This is a genomic window from Rathayibacter sp. AC451 (genome assembly GCF_979253095.1).
Genome location: NZ_CEEDBD010000001.1, coordinates 463732 through 485352, shown reverse-complemented (window position 1 = coordinate 485352; position 21621 = coordinate 463732). Strand labels below are relative to the sequence as shown.

Below are 21621 nucleotides of genomic sequence, written 5' to 3'. Positions count from 1 at the left end.
AGCTAGACGGCCTTCGTCACCAGGTTCACCAGGCGCGGTGCGCGCACGATCGCCTTGACGACCTCGCGGCCGACCAGAGCGCGCGCGACGCCGGCCGTGGCCCGCGCCTTCTCCTCGAGCTCGTCCGACGAGATCTTGGGCGAGACCTCGAGGCGGTCGCGCACCTTGCCGTCGACCTGGAGGATCGCGGTGACCTTCTCCTCGACGAGCAGCGTCGCGTCGGCCTTCCGCCAGACGACGTGCGCGACGGGGCCCTGGTAGCCCAGGCGGTTCCACATGTCCTCGGCCGTGTACGGCGCGAACAGGTTGAGCGCCATCGCGATGACCTCGGTGGCCTCGCGCACCGCGGCGTCGCCGCCTCCGGCTCCCGAGTCGATCGTCTTGCGGGTCGCGTTGACGAGCTCCATCAGGCGGGCCACGACGACGTTGAACTTGAACGCCTCGATGAGCGACGGCGACTCCGCGAGGAACCGGTGCGTCTGGCGTCGCAGTGCGGCGTCGCCGTTCTTCCACTCGATGTCGGGCTTCGAGGTGACGTCCTTCGCGAGACGCCAGGCGCGGGCGAGGAACTTCGCGCTTCCGGACGGCGAGACGTCGGCCCAGTCGATGTCGTCCTCGGGCGGTCCGGCGAACGCCATGGTGAGGCGCACCGCGTCCACGCCGTACTCGTCGAGCTGCTCCGACAAGCGCACGATGTTGCCCTTGGACTTCGACATCGCGGCGCCGTCCATCTGCACCATGCCCTGGTTGAGCAGCGCCGTGAACGGCTCGGTGAAGGACACGTAGCCGAGGTCGAAGAGCACCTTGGTGATGAACCGCGCGTACAGCAGGTGCAGGATGGCGTGCGTCACGCCTCCGACGTACTGGTCGACGGGCGCCCACTTCTCGGCGAGCTTGGGGTCGAACGCCTGCGTGTCGTCCTTGGGCGAGAGGAAGCGGAGGAAGTACCAGGAGGAGTCGACGAACGTGTCCATCGTGTCCGGGTCGCGGCGCGCAGGGGTGCCGTCGACGGGGTTCGGCACGTTCACCCAGTCCTCCGCCGCACCGAGCGGCGACGAGCCCTTGGGCTGCAGGTCGAGGCCCTCGGTCGGCGGGAGCACCACCGGCAGCTGGTCCTCGGGCACGGGGATCAGCTCGCCGTTCTCGCCGTGGATGATCGGGATGGGCGTTCCCCAGTAGCGCTGGCGCGAGATCAGCCAGTCGCGCAGGCGGTAGTTCTTTGCCGAGCGGCCGCGGCCGCGCTCCTCGAGCAGCTTGATCACGCGCTCGATCGCGGTGCGCTTGGAGAGTCCGTCGAGCGGGCCCGAGTTCATCAGGCGTCCGTCGCCGGTCAGCGCCTCGCCGGTGACCGCGGGATCGGCGGAGTAGCGCGCCTCGAGAGCTGCGAGCTCCTCCGGGTCCTCGGGGATGACGGGGATCGCACCGGTGACGGGTGCGGAGGTGTCGACGACGACGCGGACCGGCAGGTCGAAGGCGCGGGCGAAGTCGAGGTCGCGCTGGTCGTGCGCGGGCACGGCCATGACCGCGCCGTGGCCGTAGTCGGACAGCACGTAGTCGGCGGCCCAGATCGGCAGCCGCTCGCCGTTCACCGGGTTGACCGCGTAGCGGCCGAGGAACACGCCGGTCTTGGGGCGGTCGGCGGTGAGGCGCTCGATCTCGCTCGATTTCTGCACCTTCTCGAGGTACGACCGGAACGCCTCCCGGAGCTCCGGCTCCGCGCCCTCGACCAGCTCGGTCGCGAGGTCGGAGTCGGGGGCGACGACCATGAAGGTCGCGCCGTAGAGCGTGTCGGGGCGCGTCGTGAAGACGGTGACGCGCTCGTCGCGGCCCTCGATCTCGAACTCGACGTCGGCGCCGATGGAGCGGCCGATCCAGTTGCGCTGCATCGCAATGACCTTCGACGGCCAGGAGCCCTCGAGCTGGTTGAGGTCGTCCAGCAGGCGGTCGGCGTAGTCGGTGATCTTGAAGTACCACTGGGTGAGCTTCTTCTTGACCACGACGGCGCCCGAGCGCTCGGACGTGCCGTCGGCGAGGACCTGCTCGTTGGCGAGGACCGTCTGGTCCACCGGGTCCCAGTTGACCCAGCTGTCCTTGCGGTAGGCCAGGCCCTTCTCGTACATCTTCAGGAACAGCCACTGGTTCCACTTGTAGTAGTCCGGGTCGGACGTGTGGATGACGCGGTCCCAGTCGAAGGAGGCGGCGTAGCGCTTCATCGAGCGCTTCTGCTGCTCGATGTTGTCGTAGGTCCAGGTGACGGGGTTCAGTCCGCGCTTGATCGCCGCGTTCTCGGCGGGCAGGCCGAAGCTGTCCCAGCCGATCGGGTGGAGCACGTTGAAGCCCTGCTGGCGCCAGTAGCGCGCGATGACGTCGCCGAGCGCGTACGCCTCGGCATGGCCCATGTGCAGGTCGCCCGAGGGGTACGGGAACATGTCGAGCACGTACTTGCGGGGGCGCTTGTCGTCGGGGAGGTCCGTCGAGAACGGGCGGGTCTCCTCCCAGATCGGCAGCCACTTCTCTTGAAGCGCGCGGAAGTCGTAGCGGTCCTCGTCGTTCGCGCCGGTGTGCTGGGAGGTCTCGTCTGCCACAGGTGTGTCCTACTTCATCAGGGTGGGGAGGACGCGCACGGCCCCCGGGGGCGGCGTCCGACGAACCACCCTACTGGCCCCTAGCGACCGGGCGACGAATCCTCCGCGACCTCCGGGGGCACTCCGAGCGCGGCGAGCAGCGCGCGCGCCTTCAGCCGCGTCTCCTCGACCTCCTCCTCGGGCACCGAGAGGACGGTGATGCCGCCGCCGGTGCCCAGCCGTGCCCGCTCCGGCTCGATCACGAGGCTCCGGATCGTCATCGCCAGATCCAGCGAGCCGTCGGCGCCGATCCTCCCGAACGCGCCGGAGTAGACGCCGCGCGGCCCCTGCTCCCACTCGCGCAGCAGCTCGACGGCACGGCGCTTGGGCGCTCCCGTCATCGAGCCGGCGGGGAAGGTCGCGGCGATCAACGCCGCGGGCCCCACTCCCTCGGCCGGCAGCGCCGACACCTCGCTGACCAGCTGGTGCACGTGCGGGTAGGTCTCGACCTCGAGCAGCCGGTCCACGCGCAGAGAGCCGGGACTCGCGATGCGGGCCAGATCGTTGCGGACGAGGTCGACGATCATGACGTTCTCGGCGCGCTCCTTGACGCTGGAGAGCAGCTCCTCACGCAGGGCCTCGTCCTCGGCGGCGTCGCGACCGCGGGGGCGGGTGCCCTTGATCGGATGCGTCGCCGCGCGTCCGCCCGCCTCGCGCGTCAGGAAGCGCTCGGGCGAGGCGCTGACGAGGGAGCGCCCGCCGAAGCGGATCAGACCGCCGTGGTGGCTCGGACTCCAGCGTCGCAGCCGCCGGTAGCACTCGACGGCGTCGAAGGAGCCCTCGATGACCACCTCGTTGGTGAGGCAGAGCTGATAGGCGTCGCCGGCGCGGATCGCGGCCTGGCAGAGGCGGATCAGCTCGAGATAGGCGTCGCGCCCGTGCCGCCAGCGGACTCCGGACACGGGCTCGGCGGGAGCGGGATCCGCGAGGGGCTCTTCGGCGAGCGCCGTCAGCGCCGCGGCGAGGCGGTCCGCCTCCTTCCGCCGGGGCGGGGAGGACACGACCCGGAGCGACTGCGCGGCGTGGTCGAACTCGAGCACGGGGTCGCCGCGCAGGAGCACGAGGGCCGGAGGCGCGTCGGCGGACGCCTCGGGGACGGGCAGCGCGACGAAGGGCGCGCCCGCCTCGTACGAGAGCCAGCCGTAACGGCCGAGCGCGCGGTCGCCGCCCGTCGACTCCGCATCGACGCGGGCGAGCGCCTCCGGCACGTCGCCGCCGGCCTCGACGACGATCGCCTCGGACGGCGCGCAGGAGCCCTGGAAGGACCGGCCCAGGCCCGCCCCTGAATCGAGCCAGAAGGCGGCCTCGCAGTCGCGGTACAGGGCGAGGAACGCCCGCTCGGGGTCCACCCACGGCAGGACCACCTCGTGCAGGTCCTCGAAGAGCGGGGCGCCGACCACTGGGCTAGCGTAGGCCGTCGTGGACGACGAGCAGATGCGGGACTGGGACGGGCGGGAGCTCGGCGCCCCGCGCGAGCCGTCGAGCACCCCGCTCCTCGCCGCCGACTCGTGGCTCGTCTCCGAGGGCCGCGTGCGCGGACTCGACCTGCACCGCGAGCGCTTCCTGGGCGCGGTCTCGGCGGCCCGCGGCCCGGCCGACGCCGGCGCCTTCTTCGACGCGGCCGTCGCCGCTCTCCCCCGCACCGGCGACCTCTTCCCCCGCGTCGAGCTCGACTCCGGCGGACTGCGCCTGCGGCTGCGCCCCGCCCCGCCCCGCACCCGCACGGTCGCCCTCTGGACCAGCCCCGTCGACCCGCGGCGCGTCCCGGAGTGGAAGGGTCCGGACATCGCCCGGCTCGCGCTCCTGCGATCGCGGGCGATCGCGAACGGCGCCGACGAGGCCGTGATCCTCGACGCCGACGGCGCGATCCTCGACGGCGCGACGAGCGCCGTGCTGTGGTGGCTCGGCGACACCCTCGTCGTCCCTCCGCCCACCAGCCCGCGCGTGCGCAGCGTCACGGCGCGCACGATCTCGGTGCTCGCCGGCGCCCTGGGCGTCGATGTCCTCGAGGCGCCTACCGAGCCGGAGTCGCTCGACGGCCGGGAGGTGTGGGTGGTCAACGCCCTGCACGGGGCGCGCCTGGCGACCTCCTGGGTCGGCGGACCGGCGCTCGCCGCCGAGCCCGGCCGGCTCGACGCGTGGCGTCGCCGCCTGGACGCGCTCCGCCGCCCCCTGCCCTGACGGCGCTCTGCCGATCCTGCAGGATGGAGGGGGTGCCTCCCTCTCCTCCGACCCGTGCCGTCGCCCCGGCGGTGCTCCTGCTCCCGGCCCTCCTCGTCGCAGGATGCGCGACCGCTCCCGCCGCGCCCGCAGTCACGAGCACCACGCAGGCGATCCTCGAGTACCAGTACTACGAGCTCGAGGAACTGGTGGCGGACGCCGACCGGATCGTCGAGGGCACCGTCGTCTCGACATCGGACGTCGTCGCGCACCCGGTCTTCGAGGGGGACGACCCGTACCTGAATCCTCTCTCCGAGGCGTCCGAGGAGGAGCGGGAGGCGGCGAGCAGGAAGGCGCCCACGCCACCACCGAGGTCGTGCTCGACGTGACCGGCGTGCACAAGGGCGAGAGCCCGGACCGCCTCGTCATCACGCAGTGGGGCGGCGTCCTCGACGGCGTGCTGACCACCAGCGCGCAGCAGCCCCTCCTCGTCCCCGGCGAGGACTACCTCCTCTTCCTCGGCGCGGGCGAGCGCCCCGCCACCCTCGGTGGCGGGGCGGGCAGCTACGAGGCGTCCGACGGCGCCTTCCTCGCGATGGCCGACCACGCTCCGGTCGCGTCGCTCGAGCGCGAGGAGCTCGCGATCCTCCTCGCCTCCGACGGCGCCCGTGCGCCTCTCGCGCAGTGGCGGTATGAGCGAGGCCGGTGACTTCCTGCGCGCCGTCCTGGCCTACGAGGGCGACGAGTGGCGCGCTCAGGACGTGCGCGAGCGGCTGGGGAACGACCTGGACTCGACCGGGGCGTCGGTCGGAGCGGTGCGCGGGAGCGTCCGGGACGCGCTGAACAAGTTCCGCGGGCTGACCCACGACGACGTGACGGCGCTCGCCTCGGAGCTCTGGCTGCCTCCCGTCTTCGAGCACCGGCTCGCCGCGGTGGTGCTGCTGCAGTCCCGTGTCGCTCTGCTGCGCGCCTCCGATCTGACCCGGCTGGAGGGCTTCGTGCGCGACGGCCGGGTGGCCGAGCTCGTCGATCCGCTCGCCCGGGACGTCGTGCGGCCCCTGCGCGACGCACTCGACGGGCGCGCTCGCGCCCGGATGGACGCGGTCCTGGACCGCTGGGCGTCCGAGGGCGGGATGCCCGCCCGGGCCGCCGCGCTCGTCACACGCTGACGGCGGTCCCTCGCGAGACGACGACCCTGCGGTCGAAGCAGAGCGACGGATCCACGCGGTGCGCGATCAGGATCACCGTGCGCCCGCCCGCAGCGTCCAGCAGATCCGCGAGCAGCGCGTCGGCGACCGGGGCGTCGACCGAGGCGGTGGGCTCGTCGAGGACGAGCACCGCGAAGTCGGCCAGCAGGGCGCGCGCCAGGGCGAGGCGCTGCGCCTGCCCGCCCGACACGAGGGAGCCGCGCTCCCCCACGCGGGCGTCCAGCCCGCCGCGGGACGCGGTCCACCCCGCGAGTCCGACCCGCGCGAGCACGGCCTCCAGCTCCTCCGCCGACGCGGACGGCCGTGCGAAGAGCAGGTTCTGCCGGATGGTGTCGTCGAAGAGGTAGGGCTGCTGCTCGACCAGGCCGACCACGCGCCGCACGTCGGCCTGCGGCAGGAGGCGCGCCTCCCACTCCCCCGACGAGGTACGAACCGGAGTGGTCGAGGAAGCGCACGAGCGCGTGGGCGAGCGTGGTCTTGCCGGACCCGCTGCCACCGGTCACGAGCACCCGCTCGCCCGCGGGCAGATCCAGGGTCACGTGCGCCAGCGCCGGAGCGGAGGCGCCCGGCCACGAGACCGACACGTCGCGGAGCGCGAGATCGGCACCCTGCGGCGCCGGGGCGAGCGGTTCGACGTCGGCGTCGGTCGCGAGGGCCGGGGATGCGGCCTCGCGGTCGAGATCCGCGAGACGCTGCGCGCTCGAGAGAGCCGTGCGCGCCGACTGCACCGCCGCCGGAGCGACCGCCACGACCTCGAAGACGGCCAGCGGCACCAGCGCGAGCACCCCCAGGGCGGGACCCCCGAGCGACTCCACCGAGGGGATGCCGAGCGCCAGCGACGCCCAGACCGCGCCGCCGGAGCAGAGCGCCAGGATCGCCACGGCGAGTCCCGTCGACATCGCGCGGCGCCGGGCCGCGCGGGTGAGGGCCGCCTCCGCCTCGGCGACGTCGGCCAGCGCTCCCTCCGCCGCGTCGAAGGCGATCAGGACGTCGAGACGGGTGATCAGCAGGTTCAGCCGCTCCGCGAGCTCTCCGCGCAACGGCGCCAGCTCGCGGTCGGCGCGGGCCGAGACGAGCCCGGAGCCCAGCGCCCCCGCGACGAAGGCCACGAGCAGGAGCGCGAGCAGCACCGCTCCCGCGGCGGGGAGCAGGAGCCAGACGCCCACGACGGCGAGCGTCGACACGGTCAGCGCCACCACCAGCGGCTGCACGATCCGCAGCGGCACGTCCTGCTGAGCGTCGACGTCGGCGACCACGCGCGAGACGAGGTCGCCGCGGCGCACCCGGCCGAGCCCGTCGGGCGCCACCGGGACGAGCCGGTCGTAGACGCCGGCCCGAAGGTCCGCGAGAGCCCGGAAGGCGGCGTCGTGACCGCTCAGCCGCTCGAGGTAGCGGAAGAAGGCCCGGGCGAGGGCGAAGGCGCGGACCCCGACGACGGCCATCGAGAGGAAGAGGATCGGCGGCTGCTCCGCCGCGCGGACGATCAGCCACGCCGAGCAGGCCAGCAGGGCGACGACGGAAGCGGAGGAGAGCAGGCCGAAGGAGAGGCCGGGCAGGAAGCGCCGCGCGGGCGGCATCGCCGCGCGCAGGACGTCGGCGCGCCTCATCGGAGAACCGCCTCGGCCGGAGACAGCGCGAGGACGGCATCGGCGGCGGCGATCGTCGCCGGCCGGTGCGTCGCGACGATCACGATCGCGCCGTCATCGGCCAGGGAGCGCAGTCCGGCGAGCAGCCGGCGCTCCGACTCGTCGTCGAGCGCCGCGGTCGGCTCGTCGAGCGCCAGCACGGCGCCGTCCCGCTCGAGCAGGCGGTGCACGGCGCGCGCGACGGCCACCCTGGCGCTCTGCCCGCCCGAGAGGCCCGTCCCCTCCGCGTCCACGCGGCGCGACGGATCGACGTCCACCGCCGCGAGCCGCAGGGCCTGCTCGACGCGGTCAGCGTCCACCGACCTCGCGCCGAGGGCGGTGTTCGAGGCGACCGTGCCGGGCAGCAGATCGGCGCGCTGCCCCGCCCAGGCCAGCCAGTCGCGGCCGGACCGCGTCGCGACCGGCTCCCCGCCGAGGAGGACGGCTCCGGAGGAGGGCACGAAGCCCGCGAGGACGCCGAGCAGGGTGGACTTGCCGGATCCGCTCGCTCCGACCAGCGCCGTGATCGTGCCCGGGGCGAACGTCGCGTCGACGGGAGCGAGCACGCGTCCCGCTCCGTCGTCGACCGCGACCCCCCGCAGCTCGAGGGCGCCGCGCGCGCGGGGAGCAGGGGACGCCGCGGGCAGGAGCGCCGCGCGCTCGATCACCGAGAAGGCCGCGTCGGCGGCCTGCACACCGTCGGCCGCCGCGTGGAACTCGGCGCCGACCTGCCGGACGGGCAGGAACACGTCCGGCGCCAGCACGAGGACGAACAGGCCCACCGCCAGCGCGAGCGACCCGTCGACCAGCCGCAGGCCGATCGAGACCGCGACGAGCGCGACCGACAGCGACCCTGCGAGCTCCAGCACGAATCCGCTCACGAACGTCACGCGCAGCACCTTCATGGTGTGCACGCGGTACTCCTCGGTCAGAGCGCGGATCCTGGCGCTCTGGCGCTCCGCCCGCCCGAAGATCTTGAGCGTCGCGAGCCCGCCGACCGTGTCGACGAAGCCGGAGGCGAGCGCCTGCAGCCGGTCCCACTGCCGCTTCTGCACGGCCTGCGTCGCCCAGCCGATCAGGATCATGAAGACCGGGATCAGCGGGAGCGTCACGACCAGGAAGAGCGCACTGAGCGGATCGGCGAGCAGGACCACGCCGACGAGGATCGGAGTCGTCACCGCCGTCGCGATCAGCTGCGGCAGGTAGCGGGCGAAGTAGCCGTCGAGCGCGTCGAGCCCGCCGCCCAGCAGCGCGACGTCGCCCCCGGAACCGATTCCGGAGCGCCCGGACGGACCGAGCGCGACGACGGCCTCGAGGACCGCGGCGCGCAGCTGCGCCTTCGCCCCCACTCCTCCCCGGACCGCGGTGACCTCGGTCGCCCAGGCCAGCGCCGAGCGCACCGCCACCACCCCGAGCAGCCCGCCCAGCAGCGGACCGAGCGCCGATGCCGATCGGCCGTCGACCGCTCCGGCGACGAGCTGCGCGACCAGCCAGGCGAACGCGATCGCTCCCAGGGTGCGGGCGAGCGCGAGAGCGCCGCCGAGCACGAGGAACGCACGCGCCGCCCGGGCGTAGCGGAGCAGACGGGGATCGAGGGGCTTCACGTCAGAGGGGGCTTCCGGTCGCGGGCGTCACGTCAGTGGGCGTCCACCGGGATCTGCGTGCGGGTGATGCGCTTGCGGAAGATCCAGTAGGTCCAGGCCTGGTACCCCACGATCAGCGGGACGAACACCAGCGCCGTCCAGCTCATGACCGTCAGCGTATAGGGCGTGCTCGAGGCGTTCTCGATCGTGAGGCTGTTCGCCGCGTCGTTCGACGCGGGCATCACCGCGGGGAACAGCGTCGTGAACAGCGCGAGGACCGCGAGGGCGATCGTGCCGGCGAGGAGGCCGAAGGCGCGGCCCTCCTGACCTCGGAGGTTCGCCACCCAGGCCAGGATCAGTGCCCCGGCAGCGGCGAGCGAGAGCAGCCACGAGGGGCCGGTGCCCGACTGCAGGTTCGTCCAGGCCAGGAACACCGCCGCGACCACGATCGTGAGCAGCCCCGCCTTCGTCGCCAGCCGGCGCGCCCTCTCACGGATCTCCCCGTCCGTCTTGAGCGACACGAAGACCACTCCGTGCGTGAAGAACAGCAGGAGGGTCGTCAGACCACCCAGGAGCGCATAGGGGTTCAGCAGGTCGAAGACGGTGCCGGTGTAGTTGTGGTCGGCGTCCAGCGGCACGCCCTGCACGATGTTCGCGAAGGCGACGCCCCAGAGGAACGCCGGCAGCGCCGAGCCCACCACGATCATGCGGTCGAACCGGGTCTTCCAGGCCGCCTCCGGGCGCTGGTGGCGGTACTCGAACGAGACGCCGCGCGCGATCAGCGCGAGCAGGATCAGCAGCAGCGGCAGGTAGAAGCCGCTGAAGAGCGTCGCGTACCACTCGGGGAACGCCGCGAACATCGCCGCCCCCGCCACGATGACCCAGGTCTCGTTGAGGTCCCACACCGGGCCGATGGTGTTGATGAGGACCCGGCGGTCGGTGTCGTCGCGACCGAGGAACGGGAGCGACATGCCGACGCCGAAGTCGAAGCCGTCGAGGACGAAGTAGCCGATGAAGAACGCGGCGACGATCCAGAACCAGAGGGTGGGCAGATCCATGGTGGTGCCTCCTAGTAGACGGTGCCGACGAGCTGCGGGCGACCGCTCTCCTCGTCGATCTCGGGGGCGTCGTCCGGTCCGGCCTGGGCCGCCCGCTTGATGAGCCGGAACTCGACGACCGCGAGGGTGCCGTAGATCGCGGTGAACGCGAGGAGCGAGATCAGCACCTCGACTCCGCTGACGCCGGGAGAGACGCCGTCGGCGGTCTTCAGCAGGCCGAAGACCAGCCACGGCTGGCGGCCCATCTCGGTGAAGATCCAGCCCACGATCATCGCGAGCAGGGGCAGCGGAGCGGCCCAGATCGCGATCCGCCACATCCACTGCTTCGGCTCGCGGCCCTTGCGGGTGAACCAGAGGCCGGCGGCGGCGACGCCGATGGCGAGGACGCCGAGCGCCATCATCCAGCGGAACGACCAGTAGGTGACCCAGATGATCGGCGTGTAGTCGCCGGGGCCGTAGACCTGCTCGTACTGCGCCTGCAGGTCGTTGATGCCCTCGACCGTGCCGGTGAACGTGTGCGTCGAGAGGAACGACAGCAGGTAGGGGATGCGGATCGAGAACAGCTCGCTCGAGCCGTCGGGCGTGCCCCACGTGAAGACCGAGAACGAGGCGTCCACGCCGGTCGAGGTGCGGTACAGCGCCTCGGCCGCCGCCATCTTCATCGGCTGGGTGTCCACCATCGCGAGGCCGAGCTGGTCGCCGGTCAGAAGGGTGAGACCGCCGCTGATGATCATCATCCAGGCGCCGAACTTGAGCGCCGGGCGCATGGTCTCGAGGTGCTGGCTGCGCGAGAGGTGGTACGCGGCGACGCTGATGATGACCGCGGCCGAGACCATGAAGCAGGCGAAGACCGTGTGCGGGAACGCCGCGAGCGCCACCTTGTTGGTGAGCAGGGCCCAGATGTCGGTGAGCTCGGCCCGGCCCTTCGCCTCGTTGATCCGGAAGCCGACCGGGTTCTGCATGAAGGCGTTCGCGGCGATGATGAAGTACGCCGAGAGCGTCGTGCCCAGCGAGGTCAGCCAGATGGTGGCGAGGTGCAGCTTCTCGGGGAGCTTGTCCCAGCCGAAGATCCAGAGGCCGATGAAGGTCGCCTCGAGGAAGAAGGCGAGGAGCCCCTCGAACGCGAGCGGCGCGCCGAAGACGTCGCCGACGAATCGGGAGTAGTCGCTCCAGTTCATGCCGAACTGGAACTCCTGGACGATGCCGGTGACGACGCCCATCGCGAAGTTGATCAGGAAGAGCTTCCCGAAGAACTTCGTGAGCTGCAGGTAGTGGATCTTCGAAGTCCGCACCCAGGCGGTCTGGAAGATCGCGACAGTCAGGGCCATGCCGATCGTCAGCGGCACGAAGAGGAAGTGGTAGATCGTCGTCAGACCGAACTGCCACCTCGACAGCAGGAGCGGATCCAGGAGTTCGTTCACGGCCCCGAGCCTAGGTCCGCGTCCGGTCGCCGATCGCCTCCGATCCCAGTACTGGGGCGGATGTGCGCCCCTTCCGACTCCTCCTGCGACACCCTTTCACGGGCCGCTCTCGACCGCCTCCGGAGGGCCGCGCGCAGAAGGTCTGTCGACGTCAAGGGGGAGTGTCTCGACGTCGAGGAACACCTCCGCCTGAGGACGGTCGAGAAGGACTCGGGATCGGCAGACGCGCTGCCGCGGACGTCTCGAGGACGAGCGATTCCCGCAGCGCGCAGAAGCTGAGGATCCGACGCCCCGGTTCCCGGCTTCCTCTCAGGATGAACGGATCGCACCGGCGTGTTGAACGTCCGTTCAGCGCGGGTGACCGCGGGTGACCGCGCATGCACCGCACGCCCGGCCGCGCCCCGTACGATCGATCCATGCCGAGCAAGGGGAGCTACGCCAAGGGTGTCGCCAAGCGCGAGGAGATCCTGCAGACCGCGCTCGAGGTGTTCTCGCGCCAGGGGTACCGCAAGGCCTCACTGCGCGAGATCTCGGAGGCGGTCGGACTGACGCAGGCGGGCCTGCTGCACTACTTCGATTCGAAGGAGGAGCTTTTCGCCGAGGTCCTCCGCAAGCGCGACGACCTCGACCGGACGGCCTACGACCTCGACCAGTCGGGCGACGCCGCGATCGAGGAGCTCGTGCGCCTCATCCGGCACAACAGCGACGTGCCCGGGCTCGTTCACCTCTACGCCACGCTGTCCGCCGACGGGACCGACCGGTCGCATCCCGCGCACCCGTTCTTCGTCGAGCGCTACGGCATGGTCATCGAGCTCCTGGCGTCCCGGGTCCGCGAGGACCAGCGCGAGGGGCTCATCGCGGCGGACGTCGATCCCGAGATCGCGGCGCGCATGATCACGGCTCTCTCCGACGGCCTGCAGATCCAGTGGCTCCTCGACGACGAGGTCGACATGGGCTCGATCGTCGAGACCTTCTGGGCGCTGCTCAAGCGCGTGCACTGAGGCGACGGTTCCGACGTGAACGACGCTCTCACCGCGATCCTGGACGTCGTCGTCTCCGTGCCGCCCGTCTGGCGCACCCTGCTCGCCGGGCTCGCGATCTTCCTCGAGACGACGATCCTCGCCGGACTGATCGTGCCGGGCGACACGGTGGTGATCGTCAGCGCGACGGGGGTCACCACTCCCCTGCAGTTCTTCGCCCTCGCCCTCACGGTGATCGTGGGAGCGCTCGGCGGCGAGTCCGTCGGATTCGCACTGGGCCGCTTCTTCGGGCCCCGGATCCGCGGCTCGCGCCTCGGGCGCCGGCTCGGCGAGAAGAACTGGCTCCGCGCCGAGCGCTATCTCGCGCGCCGCGGTGGGATCGCCGTCTTCCTCTCGCGCTTCCTCCCCGTGCTCCACTCGCTCATCCCCCTCACGGTCGGGATGAGCGGGATGGGCTACCGCACGTTCATGGCGTGGACGACGCCCGCCTGCGTCATCTGGTCCTTCGCCTACGTCGGAGTCGGCACGGCGGTCGCGGGCGGCTACCGGGAGCTCTCGGACACCCTGCACGGGGCGGGGTACCTCTTCGTCGGGGTCATCGTGCTGTTCGTGCTGCTCGTGCTCGGCGGCAAGAAGCTGCTCTCACGAGCAGAGGCGCGTCACCTCGACGAGTGACGCGCCCCTGCGCAGTGCGGTCGGCCGGAGCCGACCCGGTCAGCCGATCAGGCCGGCCGAGGTGAGCCACTCGGTCGCGATGGCCGCGGCCGACTTCTGCTCGTTGACGCTCTCGGAGTTGAGCGAGACGAGGTCCTCGGCGCTCAGCTCGGCGCTGACCGCGTTCAGCACGTCCGCGGCCTCCTCGTCGACCTTCTCGGAGACGATCGGCACCACGTTGTCCGCGACGAACAGGCCGTCGGGGTCCTCGAGGGGCAGCAGCGAGTTCGACTCGATGTTGGGGTCGGCGGTGTAGATGTTCGCCAGCTGGATCTGGTCGCTGGTCAGCGCGTCGACGGTCGTCGATCCGCCGCTGTCCTCGATCGCCTGGAACGTGGTGGCGACGCCGTACTTCTCCTGCAGCGCGTCCGGCCCGTAGGGGCGGGTCTGCAGCTCGGAGTTGCCGCCGAGCACGATCGGGTCGGTGACCTTCGAGAGCGAGGCGATGTCGGTGAGGCCCCACTGGTCCGCGAAGGCCTGGGTGACCGTGTACGAGTTCTGGTCGCTGGCGTCCGCCGCGTCCAGGGCGCGCAGGCCCTCGGGCAGCGCCTCGGTCAGCGCCGAGTACACGTCGTCGGCGGAGGTCGCGGTGGTGTCGGGCTCGAGAGCCTGGAGGAGGCTTCCGCCGTACTCGGGGAAGACGTCGATCGAGCCGCTCTCGATCTCGGGGAGGTAGATCTCGCGCTGTCCGATGCGGAAGTCGCGCTGCACGGTGAAACCGCCGTCCTCCAGCGCCTGCGCGTAGATCTCGGCGATGATCTCGTTCGAGTAGTAGTCCTGGGAGCCGACGACGATCGTGTCGCCGCCCTCGGCGGCACCCGATCCCTCGTCCAGCGGATCGCTCGAGGAACACCCTGCCAGTGCCACGACGGCACCGACCGCGAGTGCGCCCAGCGCGACACGGCCCTTCGTGAAGTGTGCTGTGAACATTGCTATTTCCTCTCTTCGGTGGGGATCCCCACCACCGCGCGTCGTCGGGGCGACGAGGCGCGGATGTTCGAACGGCCGGCGGCGCTGCCGGCGAGACCGAGGACCACTCCGCGCGGGACGGCGACCCGCTGGAGGACGGCGTAGACCACCTCGCTGATCAGAGTGAGCACGATGACGATGATGGACCCGGCGAGCATCTGCGGGTAATCCCCCGCCTTCACGCCCTGGAAGATGTAGCGGCCGAGCCCCCCGGCGCCGATGAAGTCGGCGAGCGTGGCGGTGGCGATGATCTGGAGCGTCGCCGAGCGGAGGCCGCCCATCAGCAGCGGGAGCCCGAGCGGGATCTCGACCTTGGTCAGGATCTGCCACTCCGTCATGCCGACCGAGCGCGCGGCGTCGACGGTGCGACGGTCGACGGCCTCGAGACCGGAGTAGGCGCCGGCGAGGATCGAGGGGACGGCGAGGATCACCAGCGCGATGAGCGGTGCGCCCAGGCCCAGGCCCAGGCTCATGGCGGCGAGCACCAGCACGCCGAGCGTGGGGAGCGCGCGCAGACCGCCGGCGACGGGCACCGCGACGCCCTTGCCCTTGCCGGTGTGCCCGATCGCGTAGCCGATCGGGATCGCGATCGCCGCGGCGATCACGAGGACGAGGAGGCTGATGCCCAGGTGCTGGGCGACCCGGGTGGGGATGCCGTAGATCCCGGTCCAGTGCTCCGCATCGCCGATCCAGGCGAAGGCCTCGAGGATGAGGTTCACGACGTGACCGCCTTCCGGGGCGCGGAGGCTCTGCGGTCGGAGCGGACGCGGTCCGCCGCGGTCCACGGCATCAGCAGGCGTCCGAGCAGGACCAGCAGGCCGTCCAGGGCGAGGGCCAGTGCGATCGTGAGCACGATGCCGGTGACGATCTCGCCGGTGATCCCGCGCTGGAAGCCGTCGGTGAAGAGCAGGCCGAGGCTCTGGATGCCGAGCACGGCGCCGACGGTGACCAGGCTGACGGTGCTGACCGTGACCACCCGGAGGCCCGAGAGCAGGACGGGCCCGGCGAGGGGGAACTCGACCCTCCAGAAGCGCGCCCAGGCGGAGTAGCCCATCGCCGTCGCGGACTGGATGACGTCGTCCGACACCGCCGACAGCGCGTCGGCCGTCGTGCGCACCATGAGCGCGATGCCGTACAGCGTCAGGCCGATGACGACGTTGGCGGTCGAGCGCAGCGGGATGCCGAGCACGGCCGGGAGCAGGATGAACATCGCCAGCGAGGGGATCGCGTAGAGCACCCCGAGGGCGGTGAGCAGCGTGCCGCGACTCCAGCGGTACCGGTTGGCGAACCAGCCGAACGGCACCGAGAGCACGAACGAGAGCAGGATCGGCGGCACCGAGAGGGCGAGGTGCGCGAGCAGGTTCGCGACGATCGAGTCGACGTTGTTGACGACCCAGTTCACGAATCGACGCCGTCCCGGCCGCGGAGCACTCCCGTGGGGCGCCCGTCGCCGTCGATCACCAGGCGCACCCCGTCGCGCTCCTCGATGCTGAGCGTGCGCTTGCCCCGGTCGGCGCCGATGAAGCCGGCGACGAAGTCGCTGGCGGGGGCCGCGAGGATCTCGGCCGGCGAGCCCTTCTGCGCGATCCGCCCGCCCTTCTCGAGGATCACGACCTGGTCGCCGAGCAGGAAGGCCTCGTCGATGTCGTGGGTGACGAAGACCACGGTCTTGTCGAGCTCGCGCTGCAGCCGCAGGGTCTCGCGCTGCAGATCGGCGCGCACGAGCGGGTCGACGGCGCCGAAGGGCTCGTCCATCAGCAGGATGTTGGGGTCGACGGCCAGGCCGCGCGCCACTCCGACGCGCTGCTGCTGCCCGCCCGACAGCTGGCTCGGGTACCGGGTGGCGAGGGAGCGGTCGAGGCCGACCGTGTCCATCAGCTCGAGCGCGCGCTCGTGAGCGGCCTTCTTCGCGACTCCGTTCAGCCGCGGCACCGTGGCGATGTTGTCCACGACCCTGCGATGCGGCAGCAGGCCCGAGTTCTGCATGACGTAGCCGATGCGGCGGCGCAGCGCCACGGCCGGGAGCGTCGAGATGTCCTCGCCGTCGATCTCGATCGTGCCGCCCGTGGGCTCGATCATGCGGTTGATCATCCGCAGGATCGTCGTCTTGCCGCAACCGGAGGAGCCGACGAAGACGGTGGTGCGCCGCGACGGCAGCACGAGCGAGAAGTCGTCGACGGCACGGGTGCCGTCCGGGTACCGCTTGCTCACTCCACGGAATTCGATCACGCCTGTGCCTGCTCTCGCTCCGCCGTACCGGGCCTGTCCCGGGTCGGGAACCTCGCGAACCCGGCTGTCAGCAAAACATCATTCGGAGACGCCCGCCAACCGGATGGCGGAGTGTTGCGCGCGGCGGCCAGGACGACTAGGACCTGTTGAACAAGATCTCGCGTGCTCCGCTCGTCCTGGTCGCACGATCTGCGGCGTCGGGATCCTCGGTCGATGCCCGCATCGACCTTCGGCTCCCTCCTTGCAGCTCGCACGACCAGGCCGTGCTCGCGACGGCGATCTCTTGTTCAACAGGCCCTAGGCGCTGTCCCCCACCGGGCCGTAGTGCATCGAGAGGTAGTTGCGCAGCAGCGCCCGGCTCTCGTCGATGAAGCGCTGGTCGCCGTTCGGGTCGATCAGGAACGCGCGGGTGAGCAGCGAGTCGGCGACCTCGACGACGACCTCCAGGCGGAAGGACAGCTGCGCGCCGCCCGGCAGGCCGTACTCGGACGAGAGGATCTCGGCGAACCGGCGGGCGAAGAAGCCGGCCTCGAACGCCTCGCCCGCGACCTCGGGGGCGTGGACCGTGTCGACGAAGCGGATCGAGCGGAAGCCCGCCTCGGTGCGGTGCATGTCGCAGAACGCGTCCACCGCGCAGTCGACGGCACCCCACCACGTCGCGGGCTTCGTGTCCCGGATCTCGGAGATGACCTTCTTGCGGAAGCGCTCGAGCGCCCGCTCGCGCAGCGCTTGGAGCACGGCGATGCGGTCGGGGAAGTAGCGGTACACGGTGCCGATGGCGGCACCCGCGCGCTCGGCGACCATGGCGGTGGTGAGGCGGTCGAATCCGACCTCGTCGACGACGGCGGCCGCGGCGTCCAGCAGCGAGGCGAGTCGCGCGGCACTGCGCACCTGCACGGGCTCGTTGCGGACCTGAGGGGATTCGCCGAAGGGTCGATCCACGAGATTTCCTAGAGGCACGGCGGGCTCCTTCGCTGACGGTTCCTACAATCGTACGCACGCGCACACGCCGTCCGCGTCACTTCGCCGAATGTCCCTCGTGTTCCACGCCCCCCGATGGGCGACGGCCGCAGGACGAACCGCCCTCATCAGGAGGACCCCATGTGCGGACGCTTCGTCCTCTCGCAGACCACGGCCGACCTCGTCGCCCTCTTCGACATCGACGACGTCGGCGCGGATCTGCCCGAGCCGTCCTGGAACATCGCGCCGACGCAGCGCGTGCCGATCGTCGCCGAGTCGATGAAGGGGGTCGAGGAGGGCAGCCCGCCCCGCCGCCGTCTCGCGGGTGCCCGCTGGGGCCTCGTGCCCCGCTCCGCCGCCGACCCCTCGGCCGGTGCGCCGCTGATCAACGCGCGGATCGAGACCGTCGCCGAGAAGCCCTCGTTCCGGGAGGCGTACGCCGCCCGCCGCGCGATCCTGCCCGCCTCCGGCTGGTACGAGTGGCGCACGGGCGCCGACGGCGCGAAGTCGCCCCTCTTCGTCTCGCCGGGCGGGGACTCCGTCGTGCTGTTCGCGGGCCTGTACGAGTGGTGGCGGTCCGCGGAGCCGGGCGCGCCCTGGCTGCTCTCGGCGACGATCCTCACCCGCCCGTCGGCCGGGGTGCTCGCGGACGTGCACGAGCGGATGCCGGTGCTCCTGCAGCCCGAGCTGATCGAGGACTGGCTCGACCCGCTCGCGGAGCCGGACGGCTCGCTCCTGCGCGCGGCGTCGGACGGTGCCGCGGAGCTCGCCGAGGAGCTCGAGGTCCAGCGGGTCGGCGACGCCGTGGGCTCGGTCTCCAGCAGCGGGCCGGAGCTGATCCGACCGGTCTAGAGGGCTCTGCGGCCCGGGGCGCCGTCTGCCACACTGGGCGGATGCCGCTGACGCCCGCAAGCAAGCCCATGAGCGCCGGGGCGGCGGAGGTCATGCACCGCGCCGCACGCCTCGAGGACGCGATCCACCGGTTCCGGATGAGGCGGGTGAAGCGCCGGGGCTACGTCGCCCGGGTGATCCCGTACACCGGCTACGGCTCCACCGGACAGCTCCGGGTCCTGGCGCGCGTGCTCTACACCCGCCCCACTCCGCCCGGCGCCGCGGAGGAGTCGCCCGTCGAGGGCGTGCGCGGCTGGCGCAGCTTCACGAGCGTGTTCGTGAGCGGAGCGGTGGTCTCCGTCGAGGTGGACGGGCAGCGGCACGACATCGTCGCCGACCGCGGCGGGGTCGTCGACTCCGACATCCCGATCACGCTGGAGCCGGGATGGCACACGATCACCTTCACCACGGCCGACGCCGCACCGGTCGAGGCCCCGGTCTTCATCGTGGACCCCGAGGCCCGGATCGGCATGGTCTCCGACATCGACGACACGGTCATGGTGACGGCGCTCCCCCGGCCCTTCATCGCCGCGTGGAACACGTTCGTGCTGAACGAGCACGCGCGGATGCCCACTCCCGGCATGGCGGTCTTCCTCGACCGCTTCGCCCGCCGGAACGAGGGCTCCCCCGTCATCTACCTCTCGACCGGAGCCTGGAACGTCGCGCCGGCGCTCACGCGCTTCCTCTCGCGCCACCTCTACCCCTCCGGCGCCCTGCTGCTCACCGACTGGGGCCCCACGCACGACCGCTGGTTCCGCAGCGGCAAGCAGCACAAGGAGCAGAACCTGCGCCGCCTGGTCGCCGAGTTCCCCGACATGCGCTGGCTGCTCGTCGGCGACGACGGACAGCACGACGAGGAGATCTACTCGGACTTCGCCCACGAGCACCCCGACAGGGTCGCCGCGATCGCCATCCGGCAGCTCTCGACCGGAGAGGCGGTGCTGGCGGGTGGGCGCTCGAAAGCCGCCGACCGCTCCGAGACCAGTGGGACGCCGTGGGTCTACGCGCCCGACGGTGCGGGCATCTCGGAGCAGCTCACCGAGCTCGGCCTGCTCTAGAGGCCGCCGGAACGCGAGAGGCCGCCGTCCCCGAGGGGGCGGCGGCCTCTCGCGTTCTCAGACGATCACGCCTGGTGAGCGGCCTGCAGGTCGAGCGTGATGGTGACCTTCTCGCCGATGAGGACGCCGCCGGTCTCGAGCGCGGCGTTGTAGGTGAGACCGAAGTCGGTGCGGTCGATGGTGGTCTTCGCGGTCAGTCCGGCCTTGTAGTTGCCGTACGGGTCGGTGCCGAAGCCGCCGAACTCGACCTCGAAGGTGACGGGCTTGGTGACGCCCTTGATGGTGAGGTTCCCGTCGACGAGGAAGTCGTCGCCGTTCGCGCGCACGCCGGTCGACGCGAAGTGGATCTCGGGGTACGTCTCGGCCTCGAAGAAGTCGCCGGTGCGGAGGTGGCCGTCGCGGTTGGGCTCGTTGGTGTTGATGGAGGCGACCTCGGCGGTGGCCTCGACGGTCGAGTCGAGCGGGTTCTCACCGGTGGTGAACGTCGCGGTGAAGCGCTCGAACTTGCCCTTGACCTTGCTGATCATCAGGTGGCGGACGCTGAAGGCGACCTCGCTGTGGGTGGGGTCGATGACCCAGGAGCCGGCCTTGTAACCGGGGATGGAAAGCGTGTCGGTCATGATTACTCCTCGAGAGAACGGTCGTCGCGGGGAGCACCTCCCCGTCCGATACATGCAAGCGTATCGAGGATCCGACTATTCCATGTAGCTACAACTATTTCTGGCGTGTCGCGGTCCTGGAGTCGGTCGCCGGGTTCCGGATCCCGACCAGCGAGACGAGACCGCCGAGGATCAGCAGGACGGCGGTCGCGAGCGCCGCTCGCGAGAAGCCGCCGTCGTCCAGCGTGCCGCCGACCACCAGCGTCGTGGCCGCGATGGCGACCAGGCCCGCGATGCGGGACACCGCGTTGTTCACGGCGGAGCCGACTCCGCTGTGCTCGCTCCCCACGGCGCCCAGGATCGTCGAGGTCAGCGGGGCGACCGTCAGGGCGAGCCCCAGTCCGAACAGCAGGATCCCCGGGAGCAGCTGCGTCAGGTAGTCGGCCGGCTCGCGCACGCCCACCAGGAGGAGGAAGCCGCCTCCGGCGAGGATCGGCCCGAATCCCATGAACAACCGCGGACCGAACCGGGCCGAGAGAGAGCCGGCGTACTGCGAGACGAGCAGAAGCAGGATCGTCGGAGGCAGGGTCGCGAGCCCCGCGAGCGTCGCCGAGAAGCCCAGGCTCTGCTGCAGGAAGAGCCCCAGCGCGAAGAAGCCGAACGACAGGGCGCCGTAGACGAAAGCGGTCGCGATGTTCCCGACCGTGAAGTTGCGCGACGCGAAGAGCGAGAGCGGCAGCATCGGATGCGGCGCCCGCCGCTCCCAGACGACGAAGGCCACCAGCGCCGCCACCCCCACGATCAGCGCCGTCAGTACGAGGGGATGAGCGATGCCCAGCCGCTCCTGCTCGATCAGCGCGAAGACCGGGCCGCCGAGTCCGACGACGCCGAGCACGGCTCCGACGCCGTCGATCGGCACGCGCGTGCCCGCGTCCACGTGGCCGAGGCGGCGCAGCAGCACGATCGTGACGAGGATCGGCAGCACGTTCAGCGCGAAGACGTAGCGCCAGGAGCCCGCGTCCACGAGCAGCCCGCCGAGCACCGGTCCGGCGATGGTCGCGGTGCCCGTCCACGCGGTCCACGCGCCGATCGTCCTCGCCTGCGCCGCTCCGCGCACCGTCGACACGATGAGGGCGAGCGAGCTCGGCACGAGGATCGCTCCCGCGGCGCCCTGCAGCATGCGCGCGACGATGAGCACCTCGGCCGTGGGGGCGACGGCGCAGAGCAGCGAGGTGACGCCGAAGCCGACGAGGCCGATCATCATGCTGCGCGCGCGTCCGATGCGGTCGGCGAACGACCCCGCGACGAGGATCAGCGCCCCGAGGGTGATCAGGTAGCCGTCCACCACCCACTGCTGAACCGCCAGGCCGCCGCCGAGCTCGTCGGTGATCGCGGGCAGCGCGACGTTGACGACGGTGCCGTCGAGGAAGGCGACGAAGGAGGCGAGGATCGCGACGACCAGGACCGCCCGGCGACGCCGCTCCCCCTCGTCGACGGTGGGATCGGAGGCGCTCACATTCGGTTCCGGCTCATCCGCTCACG

Annotated in this window: 21 protein-coding genes and 1 pseudogene; 8 read left to right on the top strand and 14 right to left on the bottom strand. The window is 71.5% G+C overall.

What is annotated here, in order from left to right; genetic code table 11:
• Window positions 1-2 precede the first annotated feature (2 nt).
• The gene (leuS, locus tag AC0CID_RS02240) at window positions 3-2585 is read right to left on the bottom strand and encodes a leucine--tRNA ligase (protein ID WP_465225645.1); all 2583 of its coding nucleotides are present in this window, start codon (window positions 2583-2585) and stop codon (window positions 3-5) included.
• A gap of 80 nt (window positions 2586-2665) precedes the next feature.
• Window positions 2666-4024 carry an anthranilate synthase component I family protein gene (locus AC0CID_RS02235; protein WP_465225644.1) on the bottom strand — a complete coding sequence of 453 codons (1359 nt, stop codon included), beginning with the start codon at window positions 4022-4024 and terminating at the stop codon, window positions 2666-2668.
• 19 nt (window positions 4025-4043) lie between these two features.
• Between AC0CID_RS02235 and AC0CID_RS02230 the strand changes: the two genes are divergently transcribed.
• From AC0CID_RS02230 to AC0CID_RS02215, 4 genes are read left to right on the top strand one after another with little or no spacing between them, the layout of a single operon-like run.
• Window positions 4044-4805 carry an aminotransferase class IV gene (locus tag AC0CID_RS02230; RefSeq protein WP_465225643.1) on the top strand — a complete coding sequence of 254 codons (762 nt, stop codon included), beginning with the start codon at window positions 4044-4046 and terminating at the stop codon, window positions 4803-4805.
• A gap of 32 nt (window positions 4806-4837) precedes the next feature.
• Window positions 4838-5173, top strand: a complete 336-nt coding sequence (locus AC0CID_RS02225) for a hypothetical protein (protein WP_465225642.1) — start codon at window positions 4838-4840, stop codon at window positions 5171-5173.
• Entirely contained in the window at window positions 5161-5493 is a 333-nt protein-coding gene (locus AC0CID_RS02220) for a hypothetical protein (RefSeq protein ID WP_465225641.1), read from the top strand. Before AC0CID_RS02225 ends, AC0CID_RS02220 begins: the two co-directional genes overlap by 13 nt.
• The gene (locus AC0CID_RS02215) at window positions 5477-5953 is read left to right on the top strand and encodes a DNA alkylation repair protein (protein ID WP_465225640.1); all 477 of its coding nucleotides are present in this window, start codon (window positions 5477-5479) and stop codon (window positions 5951-5953) included. Before AC0CID_RS02220 ends, AC0CID_RS02215 begins: the two co-directional genes overlap by 17 nt.
• Here the strand turns inward: AC0CID_RS02215 and AC0CID_RS02210 are convergent.
• The 5 genes and pseudogenes from AC0CID_RS02210 to AC0CID_RS02190 all read right to left on the bottom strand — a co-directional run bounded on the left by AC0CID_RS02210 (window position 5943) and on the right by AC0CID_RS02190 (window position 11679).
• A complete protein-coding gene (locus tag AC0CID_RS02210) occupies window positions 5943-6365 on the bottom strand; it encodes an ATP-binding cassette domain-containing protein (RefSeq protein WP_465225639.1) in 423 nt (140 codons plus the stop codon). The two genes, AC0CID_RS02215 and AC0CID_RS02210, sit on opposite strands and share 11 nt — an antisense overlap.
• A gap of 97 nt (window positions 6366-6462) precedes the next feature.
• A pseudogene (locus tag AC0CID_RS02205) lies at window positions 6463-7569 on the bottom strand (ABC transporter domain-containing protein); the annotation flags it as partial.
• Between the two features lie 26 nt (window positions 7570-7595).
• Window positions 7596-9221, bottom strand: a complete 1626-nt coding sequence (gene cydD, locus AC0CID_RS02200; protein ID WP_465225638.1) for a thiol reductant ABC exporter subunit CydD — start codon at window positions 9219-9221, stop codon at window positions 7596-7598.
• Between the two features lie 32 nt (window positions 9222-9253).
• Window positions 9254-10258, bottom strand: a complete 1005-nt coding sequence (gene cydB, locus AC0CID_RS02195) for a cytochrome d ubiquinol oxidase subunit II (RefSeq protein WP_465225637.1) — start codon at window positions 10256-10258, stop codon at window positions 9254-9256.
• A gap of 11 nt (window positions 10259-10269) precedes the next feature.
• Entirely contained in the window at window positions 10270-11679 is a 1410-nt protein-coding gene (locus AC0CID_RS02190) for a cytochrome ubiquinol oxidase subunit I (RefSeq protein WP_465225636.1), read from the bottom strand.
• Between the two features lie 416 nt (window positions 11680-12095).
• On the opposite strand from AC0CID_RS02190, the gene AC0CID_RS02185 reads away from it, so the two are divergent.
• Together AC0CID_RS02185 and AC0CID_RS02180 are read left to right on the top strand one after the other, a co-directional pair.
• On the top strand, window positions 12096-12680 hold the full coding sequence (locus tag AC0CID_RS02185) for a TetR/AcrR family transcriptional regulator (RefSeq protein ID WP_207402473.1): 585 nt from the start codon (window positions 12096-12098) through the stop codon (window positions 12678-12680).
• Between the two features lie 15 nt (window positions 12681-12695).
• Window positions 12696-13334, top strand: a complete 639-nt coding sequence (locus AC0CID_RS02180) for a DedA family protein (protein WP_465225635.1) — start codon at window positions 12696-12698, stop codon at window positions 13332-13334.
• Between the two features lie 39 nt (window positions 13335-13373).
• Here AC0CID_RS02180 and AC0CID_RS02175 read toward each other — a convergent pair whose 3' ends face one another.
• From AC0CID_RS02175 to AC0CID_RS02155, 5 genes are all read right to left on the bottom strand, one after another.
• Complete coding sequence (locus tag AC0CID_RS02175) at window positions 13374-14303, bottom strand: ABC transporter substrate-binding protein (RefSeq protein WP_207402475.1); 930 nt, start codon at window positions 14301-14303, stop codon at window positions 13374-13376.
• A 2-nt stretch (window positions 14304-14305) separates the two neighbouring features.
• The gene (locus AC0CID_RS02170; protein ID WP_465225634.1) at window positions 14306-15061 is read right to left on the bottom strand and encodes an ABC transporter permease; all 756 of its coding nucleotides are present in this window, start codon (window positions 15059-15061) and stop codon (window positions 14306-14308) included.
• A complete protein-coding gene (locus AC0CID_RS02165; protein WP_465225633.1) occupies window positions 15058-15744 on the bottom strand; it encodes an ABC transporter permease in 687 nt (228 codons plus the stop codon). Before AC0CID_RS02165 ends, AC0CID_RS02170 begins: the two co-directional genes overlap by 4 nt.
• The gene (locus tag AC0CID_RS02160) at window positions 15741-16571 is read right to left on the bottom strand and encodes an ABC transporter ATP-binding protein (RefSeq protein WP_465225632.1); all 831 of its coding nucleotides are present in this window, start codon (window positions 16569-16571) and stop codon (window positions 15741-15743) included. The genes AC0CID_RS02165 and AC0CID_RS02160 overlap by 4 nt, the downstream gene beginning before the upstream one ends.
• A gap of 297 nt (window positions 16572-16868) precedes the next feature.
• On the bottom strand, window positions 16869-17513 hold the full coding sequence (locus tag AC0CID_RS02155) for a TetR family transcriptional regulator (RefSeq protein WP_307786006.1): 645 nt from the start codon (window positions 17511-17513) through the stop codon (window positions 16869-16871).
• Window positions 17514-17672: 159 nt separating this feature from the next.
• Here AC0CID_RS02155 and AC0CID_RS02150 point away from each other — a divergent pair, with 159 nt between their 5' ends.
• Both AC0CID_RS02150 and AC0CID_RS02145 read left to right on the top strand, forming a co-directional pair.
• Window positions 17673-18383, top strand: a complete 711-nt coding sequence (locus AC0CID_RS02150; RefSeq protein ID WP_207402480.1) for an SOS response-associated peptidase — start codon at window positions 17673-17675, stop codon at window positions 18381-18383.
• A gap of 41 nt (window positions 18384-18424) precedes the next feature.
• Entirely contained in the window at window positions 18425-19480 is a 1056-nt protein-coding gene (locus AC0CID_RS02145) for an App1 family protein (RefSeq protein ID WP_465225631.1), read from the top strand.
• A gap of 65 nt (window positions 19481-19545) precedes the next feature.
• On the opposite strand, the gene AC0CID_RS02140 is transcribed toward AC0CID_RS02145, so the two are convergent.
• Complete coding sequence (locus AC0CID_RS02140; RefSeq protein ID WP_055792972.1) at window positions 19546-20100, bottom strand: YceI family protein; 555 nt, start codon at window positions 20098-20100, stop codon at window positions 19546-19548.
• 94 nt (window positions 20101-20194) lie between these two features.
• Entirely contained in the window at window positions 20195-21595 is a 1401-nt protein-coding gene (locus tag AC0CID_RS02135) for an MFS transporter (RefSeq protein WP_465225630.1), read from the bottom strand.
• Between the last annotated feature and the right edge of the window lie 26 nt (window positions 21596-21621).

Bases quoted from the DNA above. Each gene is read 5' to 3' on its own strand.
- AC0CID_RS02145 (WP_465225631.1), top strand. From the start codon at position 18,425: ATGCCGCTGACGCCCGCAAGCAAGCCCATGAGCGCCGGGGCGGCGGAG.
- AC0CID_RS02185 (WP_207402473.1), top strand. From the start codon at position 12,096: ATGCCGAGCAAGGGGAGCTACGCCAAGGGTGTCGCCAAGCGCGAGGAG.
- AC0CID_RS02215 (WP_465225640.1), top strand. From the start codon at position 5,477: ATGAGCGAGGCCGGTGACTTCCTGCGCGCCGTCCTGGCCTACGAGGGC.
- AC0CID_RS02175 (WP_207402475.1), bottom strand. From the start codon at position 14,303: ATGTTCACAGCACACTTCACGAAGGGCCGTGTCGCGCTGGGCGCACTC.
- AC0CID_RS02150 (WP_207402480.1), top strand. From the start codon at position 17,673: ATGTGCGGACGCTTCGTCCTCTCGCAGACCACGGCCGACCTCGTCGCC.
- cydB (WP_465225637.1), bottom strand. From the start codon at position 10,258: ATGGATCTGCCCACCCTCTGGTTCTGGATCGTCGCCGCGTTCTTCATC.
- AC0CID_RS02140 (WP_055792972.1), bottom strand. From the start codon at position 20,100: ATGACCGACACGCTTTCCATCCCCGGTTACAAGGCCGGCTCCTGGGTC.